16 protein-coding genes and 1 tRNA gene are annotated in these 16076 nt (G+C 70.5%); 7 read left to right on the forward strand and 10 right to left on the reverse strand.

Annotation, left to right across the window (positions count from 1 at the left end; all coding sequences use genetic code 11):
• The first annotated feature begins 48 nt into the window (after positions 1-48).
• The 4 genes from ABEB28_RS14485 to ABEB28_RS14500 are packed head-to-tail and all read left to right on the forward strand — an operon-like array spanning position 49 to position 3537.
• Entirely contained in the window at positions 49-555 is a 507-nt protein-coding gene (locus tag ABEB28_RS14485; protein WP_345728566.1) for a hypothetical protein, read from the forward strand.
• Entirely contained in the window at positions 552-1664 is a 1113-nt protein-coding gene (locus tag ABEB28_RS14490) for a peptidoglycan-binding protein (RefSeq protein ID WP_345728567.1), read from the forward strand. Before ABEB28_RS14485 ends, ABEB28_RS14490 begins: the two co-directional genes overlap by 4 nt.
• On the forward strand, positions 1661-2338 hold the full coding sequence (locus tag ABEB28_RS14495; protein WP_345728568.1) for an ABC transporter ATP-binding protein: 678 nt from the start codon (positions 1661-1663) through the stop codon (positions 2336-2338). The genes ABEB28_RS14490 and ABEB28_RS14495 overlap by 4 nt, the downstream gene beginning before the upstream one ends.
• Entirely contained in the window at positions 2335-3537 is a 1203-nt protein-coding gene (locus tag ABEB28_RS14500) for an ABC transporter permease (protein WP_345728569.1), read from the forward strand. The genes ABEB28_RS14495 and ABEB28_RS14500 overlap by 4 nt, the downstream gene beginning before the upstream one ends.
• 47 nt (positions 3538-3584) lie before the next feature.
• On the opposite strand, the gene ABEB28_RS14505 is transcribed toward ABEB28_RS14500, so the two are convergent.
• Positions 3585-4424 carry an LLM class F420-dependent oxidoreductase gene (locus ABEB28_RS14505; RefSeq protein WP_345728570.1) on the reverse strand — a complete coding sequence of 280 codons (840 nt, stop codon included), beginning with the start codon at positions 4422-4424 and terminating at the stop codon, positions 3585-3587.
• 61 nt (positions 4425-4485) lie between these two features.
• Here ABEB28_RS14505 and ABEB28_RS14510 point away from each other — a divergent pair, with 61 nt between their 5' ends.
• From ABEB28_RS14510 to ABEB28_RS14520, 3 genes are all read left to right on the forward strand, one after another.
• Positions 4486-5412, forward strand: a complete 927-nt coding sequence (locus ABEB28_RS14510) for a LysR family transcriptional regulator (protein ID WP_345728571.1) — start codon at positions 4486-4488, stop codon at positions 5410-5412.
• Positions 5409-5579, forward strand: coding sequence for a hypothetical protein (locus ABEB28_RS14515; RefSeq protein ID WP_345728572.1), 171 nt, complete (start codon positions 5409-5411; stop codon positions 5577-5579). Before ABEB28_RS14510 ends, ABEB28_RS14515 begins: the two co-directional genes overlap by 4 nt.
• Before the next feature lie 327 nt (positions 5580-5906).
• Entirely contained in the window at positions 5907-6170 is a 264-nt protein-coding gene (locus ABEB28_RS14520; RefSeq protein ID WP_345728573.1) for a hypothetical protein, read from the forward strand.
• 74 nt (positions 6171-6244) lie between these two features.
• Here ABEB28_RS14520 and ABEB28_RS14525 read toward each other — a convergent pair whose 3' ends face one another.
• The 9 genes from ABEB28_RS14525 to ABEB28_RS14565 all read right to left on the reverse strand — a co-directional run bounded on the left by ABEB28_RS14525 (position 6245) and on the right by ABEB28_RS14565 (position 16020).
• Positions 6245-7066 carry a MerR family transcriptional regulator gene (locus ABEB28_RS14525; protein ID WP_345728574.1) on the reverse strand — a complete coding sequence of 274 codons (822 nt, stop codon included), beginning with the start codon at positions 7064-7066 and terminating at the stop codon, positions 6245-6247.
• Between the two features lie 278 nt (positions 7067-7344).
• Positions 7345-9288 carry a putative bifunctional diguanylate cyclase/phosphodiesterase gene (locus tag ABEB28_RS14530; protein WP_345728575.1) on the reverse strand — a complete coding sequence of 648 codons (1944 nt, stop codon included), beginning with the start codon at positions 9286-9288 and terminating at the stop codon, positions 7345-7347.
• A gap of 68 nt (positions 9289-9356) precedes the next feature.
• The gene (locus tag ABEB28_RS14535) at positions 9357-10541 is read right to left on the reverse strand and encodes an acyl-CoA dehydrogenase family protein (RefSeq protein WP_345728576.1); all 1185 of its coding nucleotides are present in this window, start codon (positions 10539-10541) and stop codon (positions 9357-9359) included.
• Between the two features lie 271 nt (positions 10542-10812).
• Complete coding sequence (locus ABEB28_RS14540) at positions 10813-11880, reverse strand: Gfo/Idh/MocA family protein (RefSeq protein ID WP_345728577.1); 1068 nt, start codon at positions 11878-11880, stop codon at positions 10813-10815.
• Positions 11880-12512 carry an MBL fold metallo-hydrolase gene (locus tag ABEB28_RS14545; protein WP_345728578.1) on the reverse strand — a complete coding sequence of 211 codons (633 nt, stop codon included), beginning with the start codon at positions 12510-12512 and terminating at the stop codon, positions 11880-11882. The genes ABEB28_RS14540 and ABEB28_RS14545 overlap by 1 nt, the downstream gene beginning before the upstream one ends.
• Positions 12513-12670: 158 nt before the next feature.
• A complete protein-coding gene (locus ABEB28_RS14550) occupies positions 12671-14296 on the reverse strand; it encodes a TROVE domain-containing protein (protein ID WP_345728579.1) in 1626 nt (541 codons plus the stop codon).
• A 113-nt stretch (positions 14297-14409) separates the two neighbouring features.
• A tRNA-OTHER gene (locus ABEB28_RS14555) sits at positions 14410-14476 on the reverse strand.
• A 181-nt stretch (positions 14477-14657) separates the two neighbouring features.
• Positions 14658-15200 carry a hemerythrin domain-containing protein gene (locus ABEB28_RS14560; RefSeq protein WP_345728580.1) on the reverse strand — a complete coding sequence of 181 codons (543 nt, stop codon included), beginning with the start codon at positions 15198-15200 and terminating at the stop codon, positions 14658-14660.
• A gap of 70 nt (positions 15201-15270) precedes the next feature.
• A complete protein-coding gene (locus ABEB28_RS14565) occupies positions 15271-16020 on the reverse strand; it encodes an SDR family oxidoreductase (RefSeq protein WP_345728581.1) in 750 nt (249 codons plus the stop codon).
• Between the last annotated feature and the right edge of the window lie 56 nt (positions 16021-16076).

Here is a 16076-nt window from a genome sequence, read left to right on the forward strand (position 1 = left end):
CGACCGGCCGGAATCAGAGCGGCCGGCCCGATCGAAGGAGACGACGACATGCGGCGAACTCGGCCACTGGCCCTCGTGCCGTTTCTGCTGGCGCTCGTTCTGGCCGGATGCGGATCGGCCGACGCCGACGACCAAGTGGCGTCCGCGACCAACGGCGCGACCGCCGACACCAGCGCATCGGCCACCCTCTCCCCGGACGAGATGGGCGTCAAGTTCGCGCAGTGCCTGCGGGAGAACGGCATCAACGTTGCCGACCCCGAGCCGGGCAAGGGCATCCGACTCCGGTTCGGCAAGGACACCCCCAAGGAGAAGGTCGACGCGGCGATGGAGGCCTGCCGCGAGTACAACCCGCAGGCCAACTCCACCGGAAGCCCGGAAATGGACGCCAAGAACCGGGAGTTCGCGCAGTGCATGCGGGAGCACGGCGTGGAGAAGTTCGCCGATCCCGAGCCGGGTCAGATGGGTATTCGGATCAACCCGGACATCGCCAATGATCCCGACTTCCCCGCCGCGCAGCAGGCCTGCGAGCCCGTCCTCACCGGTGGCCAGGGATGACGGTCACGGAGGTCGCGGAGCCCGCTACCGACAGCCGCCCACCACGGCGGCGCCGACGGCGGGGCGTCACCGCGCTGTTGGTCGCCGTCGGCGTGGCCTGCGCGGCGGTGGCCGTGTTGATCGTCCGGGAGACCAGCAGTTCAGCTGCCGAGTCGGCGGCGAGCGATCTACCTCCGAACACGGCGCAGGTGGCCCGGCGGACGCTTCGGGACGCCCAGACCGTGGACGGGCAGCTCGGCTACGGAACGGCCCGGACCGCGACCAGCCGCCTGGCCGGAACGCTCACCCGACTCCCGGACAGCGGGGCACAGATCAGCCGCGGGAAGGCGGTCTACATGATCGACAACGAGCCGGTCGTCCTGATGTACGGCAGCGTTCCGGCATACCGGAGCCTCACGGTCGGCGCCGAAGGACCGGACGTCGCACAGCTCGAGCGGAATCTGCGGGCACTGGGCTACTCCGGGTTCACGGTCGACGACACCTACACGTCGTCCACCGCGGAGGCGGTGACCGAGTGGCAGGACGACCTGGGGCTGGACGAGACCGGCACGGTAGAGCTCGGGCGCGTCCTGTTCGCTCCGGCGGCCGTGCGGGTGGACGGCCTGCAGGCGTCGGTCGGCGACCCGACCGGACCGGGCCGCCCGGTGCTGACCTACACCGGGACGGCGAAGGAGGTGACGGTCGAGCTGGACACCGCCGACCAGCGCCTGGCGAAGAAGGGTGCCGCGGTCACCGTCGCGCTACCCGACGGGCAGACGATCGACGGCCGCGTCGCGTCCTCGACGACCGTGATCGAACCGGGCAGCCAGCAGGGGGAGGACCCGACGACCACGGTCGAGGTCGTCGTCGCGCTGACCGACCAGCAGGCGGCGAAGGACTACGTGCTCGCTTCGGTCGACGTCACGTTCACCGCGTCCGAGCGGGCGAACGTGCTCACGGTGCCGGTCGGCGCGCTCGTGGCCCTCGCCGAGGGCGGGTTCGGTGTCGAGGTCGTCGACGGTGGGACGACGCGCTACGTCCCGGTGCGGACCGGCCTGTTCTCCGGCGGACAGGTGGAGATCTCGGGCAGCGGCATCCGTGAGGGCACCGTCGTCGGGGTGCCGAAATGATCGCGCTGACCGACGTGTCGAAGGTCTACGCCGGTGACGTGATCGCGCTGCGCGACGTGTCGCTGCGGGTCCAGCAGGGTGAGCTCGTCGGCATCGTCGGCCCGTCCGGGTCCGGCAAATCCACGATGCTCAACGTGCTCGGCACGCTCGACCGTCCGACCTCGGGAGACGTGCAGATCGACGGTCACGACGTGGCCCGGCTCCGGGACGCCGAACTGTCCGCCCTCCGAGCGCACCGGATCGGGTTCGTGTTCCAGCAGTTCCACCTCGCCGCGGGCGTCACCGCGCTGGACAACGTCGCCGATGGGCAGCTCTACGCCGGGTTGTCACCCCGGGAGCGACGCCGCCGGGCGCTGGCCGCACTCGAGCGAGTCGGTCTGGCGCACCGGCTGAGTCATCGTCCGCACGAACTGTCCGGCGGTGAGCGGCAACGGGTGGCGATCGCGCGCGCCGTGGCCGGGGATCCGCCACTGCTGCTGGCCGACGAACCGACCGGAGCCCTGGATTCCGCGTCCGGTGACGGGGTGATGCGGTTGCTGCGCGAACTCTGCGCGAGCGGCACCACCGTGGTGGTCATCACCCACGACCGGGAGATCGCCGACAGCCTGCCGCGCCAGGTGCGCATGCGGGACGGGCAGATCGTCGCCGACTCGGGCACGGAGGCACGGCAGTGACGCGGCGCCCGCAGCCGGCGCGGTTACGCCCGGGCGACGTGGTCAGGGTCGGTCTGATCGGCTTGCGCACCCGGCCGCTCAGGGCGTTCCTGTCCGCGCTGGGCATCGCGATCGGTATCGCGTCGATGGTCGCTGTCGTCGGTATCTCGTCGTCGTCGCGGGCCGAGCTCGACCGGACGCTCGACACGCTCGGCACCAACCTGCTCACCGCTTCGGCAGGCACCACGCTCGTCGGCGAGCAAGCCCAGCTGCCGGACACCGCGGAGGCGATGGTCGGCCGGATCCGGCCGGTGGACAGCGTGTCCGCGGTCGGCCGGGTCGGCGATACCAACGTGTACCGCACCGACAAGATCCCCGAGGTGCAGACGAACGGCATCGGCGTGTACGCGGCCCGCCTCGATCTGCTCGACGCCCTGGCCGCCCGGGTACGCAGCGGCACCTGGCTGAACCGGGCGACCAGCGGTTATCCCGCGACCGTGCTGGGCGCGGCGGCGGCCGAGCGGCTCGGGATCGGGCGGGCCGGGACGGACACCCGGGTGCTGCTCGGCGGGGAGTGGTTCACGGTGGTCGGGATCCTCGAGCCCGCGGCGCTCGCTCCCGAGCTCGACACCGCGGCGCTCGTCGGCTGGCAGGTCGCCGAAGCAGAACTCGGGTTCGACGGTCACCCGACCACGATCTACACCCGCTCGCAGGACAGCCAGGTGCAGGTGGTCAGCGAGGTCCTGGGCGCGACGGCCAACCCGGCAGCGCCGAACGAGGTCGAGGTGTCGCGCCCGTCCGACGCCCTGACCGCGAAGCAGGCGGCCGGCGAAGCCTTCACCCGGCTGCTGCTCGGTCTGGGGGCGGTGGCGCTGCTGGTCGGCGGGATCGGTGTCGCGAACACCATGGTCATCTCCGTCCTGGAACGCCGCGGCGAGATCGGCCTGCGGCGCTCACTCGGAGCGACCAGGGGACACATCCGGACCCAGTTCCTGACCGAGTCCCTGCTGCTCGCGGCGCTCGGCGGCGTCGGCGGCGCAGCGCTGGGAGCGATCGGGACGACCGGGTACGCGCTGTTCCAAGACTGGACCCCGGTGATTCCGGCCTGGGCGGTGCTCGGCGGTGCTGCGGCGACCCTGGTGATCGGCGGTCTCGCCGGTCTCTACCCGGCCGTACGAGCGTCCCGGCTCTCGCCCACCGAGGCACTCGCCACCCCCTGAGCCAGGTACGGCGTCGCGTCGGGCCGCCGACGCGACGCCGGCCGCGCTCACACGAGCCCGGCGTGCCGTTCGAGGAATGCTTCGACGTCGTCGGCGTCCTCGATCGGCAGCGGGTACACGACCAGCCGGTCGACGCCCAGCTCGGCGTAGCGGCGCGCGTCGTCCCTGCTCACCGGCTGGAGCGGCTGAAAGCTGATCTCCAGCCGACCCAGCCGGGCCGGCCGCTCGACCTCCGCCGCCGCATTCTCCAGACCGACGAGGTGCCGCGCCAGGTCGTCCGGGCTGTCGCCGACCCCGAGCCACCCGTGTGCGCGGGTCACCGCTCGCCGGAACGCACCCGGGCTGTGTCCGCCGACCACGATCCGAGGGCCGTCCGGCTGCGTCGGCCGCGGATGAGCGTCGATGTTCGCGAACGACACGTGACGGCCCTGGTGGGCGGGCTGCTCCTGCGTCCACAGCGCCCGCATCGCGTCCAGGTAGTCGTCGGTTCGCGACCCACGCTCGGACATCGGGACGCCGAGCGCCGCCAGCTCCGGCTCCAGGTACCCGGCGCCCACTCCGAGCAGCAGGCGTCCTCCGGACAACACGTCCAGGCTCGCGACCTGCTTCGCCAGCACCAGCGGGTTGCGCTGGGGAAGGATCACGATCGCGGTGCCGAGCTCCATCCGTTCGGTCACCGCGGCGACGTAGGACAGGTGCACCAGCGGGTCCAGCACCGGATCGGCCGGATCCATCGGTGTCATCGCCGTCCGCGGACTGGGCAGCACGACGTGCTCCCCCGCCCACCACGAGGTGTATCCGAGTTCCTCGGCGCGCCGGGCCAGCCGGACGGTCACCGCCGGACCTATCGTCGCCTTCGCGTTCAGACCGGCAACCCCGAGTTCCATGGTTTCATCCTGTGGTGGCGCTCCGCTCCGCGTCCAAGACCGGTTCTTATAGCCTCTGGTTATGGATGTCCGCGTCCAAGACCTGAGATACTTCGTCGCGGTGGCCGAGGAGCTGAGCTTCACCCGCGCCGCCACCGAGCGGCTGTTCATCTCCCAGCCGGCGTTGAGCAAACAGATCCGTCAGCTGGAGCGCACCCTGCAGACCGCGCTCTTCGAGCGCACCCGGCGGTCGGTCGCACTGACCGCGGCGGGCGCGGCACTGCTGCCGCACGCCCGCCGCATCCTCCAGCAGTGGGACGACGCTCGGCGTGCCGTCGCCGGCGCGAACGACGCGGTCCTCACCGTGGGGTTCCAGACCCGGATCAGCCGTGGCCTGCTCCCTGCCGTCACCGTCGCGATGGAGCGGTTGCTGCCCGGCCGGCAGCTCCGGTTCCGGCAGATCTCCTGGGCGGATCCGACCACCGGGCTCGGTAGCGGCGAGGTCGACGTCGCGATCGCCTGGCTACCGGCGCCGGCGGGCTACGCGTCGAAGGTCGTGACCACCGAGGAACGCTGGGTGGCGCTGCCGACCGGGCATCCGCTCGCCGACCGGACGACGATCGGATTCGACGAACTCGTCGACGAGCCGTTCGTCGCGCTGCCGACGACCGCCGGTGCGCTCCGCGACTACTGGCTGGCCAGCGAGCACCGCGCGTCGCCCGCGCGGATCGCGGCGGTCGCGGAGACACCGGACGAATCGCTGGAGGCGGTCGCATCCGGGGTCGGCGTCGTCCTGCTCTCGGCCGGGAACGCCACGATCTACCAGCGGGACGACGTGGTGTGCCGGCCGGTGACCGGTCTGCCGCCCAGTGAGCTGGCGGTCGTCTGGCGCCCGGACGACGACCGGGAGATGGTCCGGGTGTTCGTCGACGCCTGCTGTCTGTGCGGTGCCGGCCCCGCGAGGCCGGTACGTTCAGCCGGAGGGTCGACGGGGAGGACACCGACGTGACGAGAGTCCGTATCGTTACCGCAGCTCACGAGGTGGAGGTCGAGGCCACGGACGCCGACCCCGACGAGTTGGCCAGCCTCGCGCTCTGGCTGCACGAGCAGACCCGGGACCCCAAGCTGAACCGCGCGTTCGGCGTCACCCACGCCGACACCCCGCTCCAGTACTGAGCCGGTTAGCGCACCGCGGGAGACCGCAGCGCGTCACTGCCGAGTGCGGGGTATGCGCGGAGGTATGACCGGAGCGTCTCCCGGTGAGCGACGCTCGTGGTGGCGCGATCCTGTCGCTACCCGGTCGGCAGGATCGCGTCCTCTTCCCAAGATCGCCGGCTCCGTCGTTCCCGCTCCGTCCTCTCGGATCACGGGGCGACGGAGCCGGTGGGGTGCTGATCGGTTGTCTCCGCCGCTCGGTTGCGTCGTTCCCCGGCTGCCGGTGCGGTCTCGGGGCGCGCGCCGGTTAGCGCTCGACGTGACGGGCTCGGGCCCGATCAGCGGGGCATGAGCTCCAACTTCACGATCCACGGTCTGCACGGCTACGACTCCACCGACAGCGCCACGCGCCTCGGCTGGCAGGTCGCGCAGCGAGTCCAGTACATCGTCAGCCAGGTGGCGCGCCAGAAAGCCGGTGAGTCGCCGGACGACATCGCCCGGGAACTGCACACCCGGCTGCGCCGCTTGGGCGTCGTCCCCAACAAGCGGGAAGTCGATGCCTACGCGGACCAGATCTCCGCCCTACCGGGCCGCAACGCGCCGCCGACCTGACGGACCGCCGCCGACGCCCTCACCGTCCACGTCCCGGCAGCTACGCTGCCGGGCCTCGGACGCTTGGTCGAGGTTCAGCGGTCGCCGTCGGGAGACTGCGTGCGGCCCTCCTTGGCGAGCGCGCTCACCGCGTCGCCGAGCACCTGGTTGACCGCGCTCTCCATCGCCATCGCCAGCATCGCGTCCACGCTCTTGCGCGCCAGCGGGCGCAGCCGCTGCACGAGCGCGGCGGCCGCGGCCGGATCGTCGATCTCGGTCTGCTCGTCCCCGCCGCCGACGGACTCTTCCCCGACCTCACCCGGCGACAGGCTCGGCGTGATCGTGCCCTTGACCAGCGAGACGTACCGTTCGGCCACCCGCTCGATGTCGTGCATGCTGTCCTCGGCGACCTTGAGGACGACCGAGAGCGGATAACCCGCTTGGACCAGCTGCACGGCGATGTCGAGCAACTGCGGACTGGCGACGCGGAAGCGCGTGCCGTCGGGGCTCAACATCCCGGACGCGATCGCCCGGTCGAGCGTGCCGCGCTCCTCCTGCCTGCCGAAGAGCCGCTGCAACTCGCCGGCGGAGATCACGGTCTGCGGCTCTTCGCTCCACGGGCTGGTGAGCGCCGCTTCCAAGCCGAGCACGTCCGCCAGGTCACGGCCGCGCTCCCAGGCCGAGATCAGCTCACCGATGTGGGCGAGCGAGTAACCGCGGTCGAGGAGCCGGGCGATCAGGCGGAGCCGGGCCAGGTGCGCCTCGCTGTACCACCCGACGCGTCCACGCCGCACCGGCGGCGGAAGGATGCGGCGCTCTTGGTAGAGCCGGATGTTGCGCACCGGGATGCCTGACTCGCGGGCCAGGTCGTTGATCCGGTACTCGCCTGCCTGCTCGCCGTCTGGTCGGCTGGCCATGCCCGGAACTCCCCTTTCGTCCAGCGCCCGTTTGCCGTGTCACGTGCGGTACGAGAGGCGACGCCCAGCGAACTCCGCAAGAGACAGTGCGTCTGCACCGTCCGTGTCGTCTAGGAAGTATTCCACCTTCGCTTGGTGGCCAGACCGCCGCCGTGGCGGCCGAAGCCTCGGTTGAGGTCCGTTGTCCGGTTCAGACGGCTGCAGCCGACCGATCGGCCTGCGCGTACTCGGTCGACCGGTTTGCCGCCGGGTGTCCGAGCCGACCGGTGGAGCCGCCTTTAGGCGACCGCGGCCGGGGTGCCGGTGGAGCGGGCCGCGCCGTCACCGGACGGCGGACGCCGGTCGGCGAGCCAACTGGTCAGCGGACCGGGACGACCCAGGCCGTAACCCTGCCCGTAGTCGACGCCGATCTCCCGGAGGATGGCGAGCGTCTCCTCGTCCTCGACGAACTCGGCCACGGTCCGAAGGCCCATCTCGTGGCCGATCTGATTGACCGCCGCGACCATCGTTCGGTCGACGGGATCGTGCGAGATCGTACGGACGAAGCGCCCGTCGATCTTCAGGAAGTCGACCGGCAGGTTCTTCAGATAGGCGAAGGACGAGAGGCCGCTGCCGAAGTCGTCCAGCGCGAACCGGCAGCCGGTGCTGCGCAGCTCGGTGATGAACCGGCGCGCGATCCCCAGGTTCGTGATCGCGACGGTCTCGGTGATCTCGAAACAGATCAGGCTGGGCGGCACCTGGTGCTCGGCAAGCTGGGCGTGGACGAACGCCAAGAACGTCTCGTCCCCGATCGACGGCCCCGCGAGGTTGATCGTGTAGAGATCGCCGTTCGTGGGCTCGTCGGGGCGGTAGTGCGCGGCCAGCAGCGCCAGGGCCTTCGCGACGACCCGACGGTCGAGCGCCGGCAGCAGGTCGTACCGCTCGGCGGCGGGGAAGAAGATCCCCGGCGAGATCAGCGCTCCGTCCGGTTCGCTGAGCCGGACCAGGATCTCACCGATCCGGGCGATCTCGTCCGGGGCCGGTGCGGTGGGCACGATCGGCTGGTAGACCAGCACGAGCCGGTCCTCGTGCAGCGCGTCCAGCAGCGCGCCGGCCCAGATCGAGTCGCTCTGCCTGCGGTTGAGTTCGGCGTCGCCCTGGTGGTGGACGTGCACCCGGCCGCGACCGGCTTCCTTCGCCGCGTAGAGCGCGGCGTCGGCGAGTTGCAGGGCCTCCTCGACGTACTGCACCTGGCCGAACAGCGGCAGCACTCCGATGCTCGCGCCGGCCGCGAACGTCCGCTCCTCGGCCCGGAACCGGTAGTCGGCGAGCGTCGCGCAGGCCGCCTCGGCCATCGCCACCGCCTCCTCGACGGTCGGACGCTCGATGAGCAGGCCGAACTCGTCGCCGCCGAGCCGGGCCAGCGTGTCGTCGGGATCCAGCACCTCGCTGAGCATCCAGCAGACCTCGACCAGCAAGCGGTCGCCCGCCGGGTGCCCGCAGGTGTCGTTCACGATCTTGAACCGGTCCAGGTCGAGGACGCAGACGACGGTTGCGCCGGTCTCCTCCACGCGGGTGAGCGCGTCGGTGATCCGGGTCTCGAACTCGCGCCGATTCAGCGCTCCGGTCAGCGGATCGTGGCTGACCTCGTACTCCAACTGTTCGGTCAGCTGGCGCGTGGCGGACTCGGCCCGGTCGGTCAGCCGCCAGTTGGCGACGGCAGCGATGGCCGCACCGGTGACGTACGCGGCGTGGATCAGCGCGTACTTCACCGGGTCGTGCGCGGCAGCCGAGTGCCCGTAGACGTCGCTGGGCGCGAACACGCCGACGATCGCGTGTTCGAACGCCACGAACGCGATGGCCAGCAGGAACGTCAGCCAGTCCTGGTAGAGCGTGATGACGAACAGCATCACGAAGAAGTGGAAGTGGGCCTCGGTCATCCCGTTCGCGAACGAGACCACCACCGCGGAGGACGCCATGACGCCGAGCGTCGCGGCCCCCGCCCGCACCCGCTGGCCGAGGTGATCCGAGGAAGCGATGGCCGCTTGAAGGGCCAGCGGCGCCACCGACAGCAGGCACCGTCCCGGGCTGATCCCCTGGGCCAGCCCGTAGATCGGCAGCACGATGACGTGGCCGACCAGCACCAGGAGGATCGTCCGGTGACGGGACGCCCAGGTGGGGTCGCCTGGCGGACGACCCCGTGGGAGCTTCTGCCAGAAGCTGCGGCCTAGCCAGGTCAGCACAATCCTGACATCGGCGCACATCAAGGGTGTTTGAGTCGTTGTCGCTCGGGATCGGGTTCGGAGTGAGATCAGCCGCGGAACGCTGCGTGCCCGGTGAGTGCCTGACCGAGCACGAGCGTGTGCATCTCCACGGTGCCCTCGTACGTCAGCACCGACTCGAGGTTCGCCGAGTGCCGGATCACCGGGTACTCCAGCGAGATGCCGTTCGCGCCGAGGATCGTCCGTGCGGTCCGGCAGATCTCCAGCGCCTCGCGGACGTTGTTGAGCTTGCCGACGCTGACCTGCTCCGGCCGGAGGCTACCGGCGTCCTTCCGGCGGCCGAGGTGCAGCGCGAGCAACTGGCCCTTGGCCAGCTCGACGGCCATGTCGGCGAGCTTCTGCTGGGTCAGCTGGAACGCCGCGATCGGCTTGCCGAACTGCTCCCGTTCACCGGCGTACGCGAGCGCCGCCTCGAACGCCGACCGGCCGGCGCCCATCGCGCCCCAGACTATGCCGTAGCGCGCCTCGTTCAGGCAGGACAGCGGCCCTTTCAGCCCACGCACCCCGGGCAGCACGGCGTCCTCGGGCAGGCGGACGCCGTCGAGCACCAGCTCGCTGGTGACCGACGCGCGGAGCGACAGCTTGCGGGTGATCTCCGGCGCGTCGAAGCCGGGAGCGTCGGTCGGCACGACGAACCCCCGGACGCCGTCCTCGGTCTGCGCCCAGACCACCGCGACGTCGGCCACCGAGCCGTTGGTGATCCACATCTTGCGGCCGTCGAGCACCCAGTCGCTGCCGTCTTTCCGCGCCCGGGTGCGCATGCCGGCCGGGTCGGAGCCGTGGTCGGGCTCGGTCAGGCCGAAGCAGCCGATGGACTCGCCGGCAGCCATCGACGGGAGCCAACGCTCCTTCTGCTCCTCGCTGCCGTGCTTCCAGATGGCGTACATCGCCAGCGAGCCCTGCACCGACACCAACGAGCGCAGCCCCGAGTCGGCGGCTTCGAGCTCCAGGCAGGCGAGCCCGTACTCGACCGCGCTCATGCCGGCGCAGCCGTAGCCGGTCAGGTGCATGCCGAGCACGCCGAGCTCGCCGAACTCCTTGGCCAGTTCGCGGACCGGCAGGCGCCCGGTCTCGAACCACTCGGCGATGTTCGGAGCGATCACCGCCTCGCAGCGCGTCCGGACCGCGTCCCTGATCGCCTTCTCGTCCTCGGTCAGCAGGTCGTCGATGCCGATCGGATCGGACGGCTCGAATGGTGGCAACGGGCTGGTCATCACGGCTCCCGGGTGTGCGGTGCGGGGATACATGCGTACCGCAGAACACCCCGCGCTGTGCATGGAGTTGTGCCTTCTGTGGCATTCGCCGCGTCCGGTGGGACCGGTGAGAATAGTGATGTCCACAGCGAAGACTGAGTTCGAACGGCGGGTGTCCCCGCTGCGGCCAGCCGACGCCCGGCCGTCACCGGTCCGTCATCCACAGCTGTGCACAGGGGTTGTCCACAGCTGGGGATGAACTTATCCACAGCCTGTGGATTGTGTGGATAACTCAGACGTCTACAACCGTGCGGGTGGATGCGCTGCGGCGAGCGGCGTCCAGAACCGCCAACGCACGGATCGCATCCCGCGGATCGACCGGCATCGGCGCACCGGTCGTGAGCGCGGTGACCACGCCCTCGTAGAACCGCGTCCACTCGCCGGTCAACGTCCGGTAGGGGCGCACAGCGTCGCCTGCGCCGACCTTGCCCCACTCCGCCGCAGGGCGTTCGCCGAAGTTCGGTGAGCCCGGCTTCCGACCGGCTCGCAGCGCCGCTTCCTGCGGGTCCATCCCCCAGGTGACGTACGCCCCGGCGTCGCCGAGCAGGCGGAAGCGGGGTGCGAGCTGACCCGCCAGCGCGGAGGCCCACAGATGGCTGCGCGCCCCGGACGCGTGGTGCAGCGCGAGGAAGACGTCGTCCTCCACCGCTGCGCCGGAGCGCCGGGTGTCGATCTCCGCGTAGACCGAGCGCACCGGTCCGAGCAGTACCAGCGCCTGGTCGACGAGGTGAGTGCCGAGGTCGAGCAGGATGCCGCCGGCGTCGGCCGCGCTCTCCTTCCAGGCACCGGCGGCCACCGTCGGGCGCCACCGGTCGAACCGGCTCTCCAGCCGCAGCGGGTGTCCGACCGCCCCTGACGTCAGCAGCCGGCGCATCGTCCGGAAGTCACCGTCCCAGCGGCGGTTCTGGAAGACCGTGAGCGGTACCCGGGCCGCCTCCGCCTGCCTGAGCAGCCCTTTCGCCTCGGAGGCACTGCTCGCGAGCGGCTTGTCGACCACCACCGGGAGCCGGGCTTCGATCGCCGCCTTGGCGAGCGGCACGTGGGTGCCGTTCGGGGTCGCGACGACCACCATGTCGTACGACTGCCGATCGGCCCAGACGTCGCCCGGTTCGGCGAGCACGTGGGCGTCCGGAAAGTCTCGGTGCACCTGGTCGCGGCGGGTCGGGTTGGACGTGACGACCGCGGTCAACGTCAGACCGTCGACGGCCGCGATCAACGGCGCGTGGAAGTGGGCGCCGGCGGTGCCGTAACCCAGCAACGCGACCCGCAGCGCCTGGGCCCTCCGTGGCGGCTGGCCCATCAGTACTCCCGCGGCTCGCCGTCGTCGATGATCTCGACGGCGGTGCTCTGCGGGGCCAGCTTCGTCATGTTCTGGTAGTACATCGCCGGGAAGGCGGCGGCCTTCTCGTGGATCGGGATCGCGATCCGGGGTGCGACCGCGCGCAGATAGTCCACCGCCTCCCAGAGCTTCAGCCAGGGCGCCGCGGTGGGCGCCCCCAGGATCTCGACCGGCCGGTCCGGCACGGTGAGCGCGTCACCTGGGTGGAAGAAACGACCGCCGAGCAGGTAACCGACGTTGGGGATGCCCGGAAGATCCGGGTGGATCACCGCGTGGTCGGCCCCGATCGCCTCGATGCTCAGGCCCCGGTTGGTGACCTCCGCGCCGGCGGCGATCCCTTCCGCTCGGATGCCCTTCTCGGCCAGCACGGCGGCGCTGCCCTGATCGGTGTGGACGACGACGTCCGGGTTGGCGTCGAGCAGGGCGGGTAGCCGATCGAGGTCGAGGTGGTCGGGGTGCTGGTGGGTGACGAGAACGGCGGTCAGGTCACGCAGCTTCTCCCACTCCGGGGAGAAAACACCCGGGTCGATGAGGACGCGCGCGTCCGCGTCCTCGACGAGTACGCAGGCATGGCCGAACTTCTGGAACCGCATCGACACGTCCTCTCCCGGTGGGTTCCTCTACTCCTATCCCATCCGGGTCGAGCTACGCCGCGCGCTCGCGGCCAGGCGTACCGCGCGAAGTTACGCCGAATCGGCCTCCACGATCTGCGTGGAGGCCGATTCGGCGTCAACCAGCGCTGCGGCGGGGCTCAGAACGGCCAGGTGGCGTTCCGTCCGGCCTCGAGGAGCGGGATCATCCGGAACGCCGCGTCGGAGAGGCCACCGAACGTGTGCCGGTTGTCCGCGCCGGACGGGCCGTGTCCGTACCGGTAACCGGCGAGGTTCCAGGTGTAGACCGGCACGTCCGCCGGCACCGCGCTGGTCGGATCCGCACCGCGATACCCGCCCCACACCTGCTCGTCGGTCACGATCACGACCCGATCGTGCATCCGGTAGTGCTTCCGCACGGCGTCCGCCGTGTTCGTGCCGCCCAACCCGCCGAACCGCTCGAGCATCCGGAGTACCGACGTGCCGCGCGGCAGCCGCAGCTCCCGCGAGTTGGTGCCGAACTCCACCAGCGTCGCCTGCTCCGCCCGGACCGCGAGCGCGGTTCCGAACAGCGCCGCCGCGTCCGCACGGGTCAGCTCGGACCGGGCCGACAGCGGGCCGAACATCGACCCGGACCGGTCGACTAGGACCAACGTCCGGCCGGACAGCGCCGGCACGTTCGCGAGGCTGGACGCCAGCGCGCTCTCCAGGGCGTGGCCCCACCGCAGCGACGGCGCGGCCCGGTACGCGGAGAGGAATCGCATCGGCAGCTGCCGGGACTTCGCGACCTGCGCCGGATCCGCCAGCCGTGCCGCCACCGTGGCGGCGACGTCGTCCGGCACCCCGGCCTCGTCGAAGTTCCGCAGGTTACGCAGCAGCGCCATGTATCCCATCGTCGGAATCAGCGACGTCCAGGCCGCGGCGTCCAGCGGACCCTGCAGCCAGCCGGCGACCGACTCCCACGTCATGCCGGCCGCACGCAGCCGCTCCGGGTCGAGCGCCGCGCGCCGCTCGTCCAGCGGCAGTGCAGTCAGCGCCGCCCGTGCCCGCAGCACGGTCAGCTCCTCCGGGAGCGGGTTCGGCCGGTCGTGACGACGATCGATCGCGTGCCGGAACAGCGCAGCCTGCCACGCTGAATTCTTTTCGACCGGCTCCCGCCGCGGTCGCGGAACCTGCGTCGATGCCGGAGGCTGAAAAGAGTTCAGTGCGCGGGGCGACGGGTGGGTCAGCTCCAGGACGTCGCCGAACCGGAAGCCGCGGCTGTCCGCGTCGTACTTGAGCAGCGACCGCTCGTCGTACAGACGGGAAGCAGCATCGGCGATGCCGCGCTTCACCGGCTTCGGGATCGACCGGCCGTACCGGGAGGTCCAGTAGGCCAGCAGCTCGCCCGGCTCGTCGGCACGCTGGAGCACCGACGCGACGACCTGGCGGGTCATCCCCGCCTCCCGCCGCTGGATCCGCTCGGCCGCGAAGGCCGCCGCGCCCACGAGCGACGCCGAGCGCATCGCAGCCGGGCCACGGAGCCAACCGAGGAACCGGGCGGTCCAGTCCGGGTCGGCGGTGGTCGCGGCGCGAACGAGCCGCTCGTACCGGTCGTCGCGCTTCGCTCCGGTCTCGTAGAAGGTGTCCTCACCGACCATGTTCGCGACGGCCAGCAGGAAGAGCTCGGACTTGAGGTCCCGCGCGTAGCCGGGGCCACCCTCGTGGGTGAGCCCGGACGCGGTCGCCGCGCTGGTGATCGGCGAACCGGTGGCCGGCCGCACGGCACCGCGGTTGAACTTGGACATGGGTCGACCTCCGATTCGGGGGCGGAGGGAGGCGAACCACACAGCGGAGCCCGACCGAGATCAAATCGCACAAGGTACGAAGATGCTCTACCGAATTGAGCTACAACACCCGAAGGTGCAGACCGGATTCGAACCGATAACCATCCCATTATCAGTGGAAGTAACCCTGCACTGCGCACCGGACGGGCACCGCTGTGTAGTTCGCGCCTCCCGAGATCACAGTTGACCGCGGCATTGCGAGAATTGAACTCGCAGGCCCGATGTGGACCTCTTACCAGGAGAAGTAGCCGTGGTCTTCGCACCGGGAGGTGCGTGAATGAGAGTGCCTCGTCCGGACTCGGTGAGCAACTGATATTCGCCGTCAATCGACGCCGAACATCCGGCCGACGTCGACGTCCTGAGTGGTCATCGCATCGAGGACGGCCACGAGTTGACGCTCTTCGTAGCCGAAGTGCGAATCCATGATCGCCTCGACCCCGTCGAGGTGCCGGGTCAGCTCGTCGGCCGTCGCGGTTCTCGCGACGCTCTCCAGGTCAGCGAGGAGCATCGACAGCAGCTCGTGATCCTGGCGCAGGTGTTCGACGACCGGCACGAGGTCGGGATGTTCGGCCAGAATGCGCGGGAACAGCTCACCGTCCTCCGCGCGATGATGGCCGTTCAAAGCAACGCAGAACCCGATGCAGAACAGCCCGAGTTCGAGCGCGAATTCATCGCGCGGTGCATCCGCATCGATCTTCCCGCGGAGTAGGTCCATTCGCTGCCGGAGGGTGTGGTGCACATGCTGGAGTTCACGACCCCAGGCTCGTGCACGTTCGCGGTTCACCGCGCGGTCGGAGCGGTCTCCATCGTCCGAGCGTCCTTTATTTTCGGCGCCTCCATGCCTAACGCAGACCGTTACCGACACGCGACGCTGGAAAGAAGATACAACAGGCGCTCCGAGTCCGGTATGGAGATCTCGTATTGACCGGGATTCGTCAGGCTCCGCGCTGTCCGACGAGCCATTCGTCGAACGTCGTCGGCGCGATCCGCGCCTGGTCGCCGGGCAGCATCACGTTGCCGGCCATCTCGACGCCGAAGCCTGCCGACCAACTCGGCACCAGCCGCACCGAGCGGCCACGCGCCTCGTTCGTCCGCCGCGCCATGTCCACGAGATCCTGCGGCTCGGGTCCGGCGAGGTCCGGGTACCGCCCCTGCGGCGCACCCAGCGCGATCTCGACCAGCACGTCGGCGACGTCCTCGGGCGCGACCGGCTGCACGAGCAGCGGCGGGAGCGCCGCCACCCCGTCGCTCTCGGTCCAGCTCGCCACCATCGCCGCGAAGTCGTGGAACTGCGTCGCCGGCACGATCGTCCACGGCACCGGCCCGGCGCTCACCAGTCGTTCCTGTTCCCGCTTGCCGGCGTAGTGCGGGTTGCCCTCGACCCGATCGAGTCCCGCGATCGAGAGCAGCACGTGGTGCCGGACACCGGCGCGCTGCTCCGCGGCGAGCAAGTTCCGGGTGGTGGTGCCGAAGTACGCGACGGCCTCGTCCCGGTCGGTCGCCGGACCGTTCGTGACGTCGATGACTGCGTCGACGCCGACCAGCACGTCGCCCAGGCCGTCGCCGCTCAACAGGTCGACGCCGCTCGAACGACTGATCCGCACCACGTCGTGCCCCTGACGTACGAGCCCGGCGACGGTGAGGGTTCCGATGTTGCCGGTGGCACCGGCGACTGCGATCCGCATGGCGGCCTACCTCTCTCGTCCTCTCTGGTTCCGCGCCGACGTTATCTCGGATAAAA

Origin of the sequence: Cryptosporangium minutisporangium, assembly GCF_039536245.1 — a bacterium.
GTDB classification, from domain to species: domain Bacteria; phylum Actinomycetota; class Actinomycetes; order Mycobacteriales; family Cryptosporangiaceae; genus Cryptosporangium; species Cryptosporangium minutisporangium.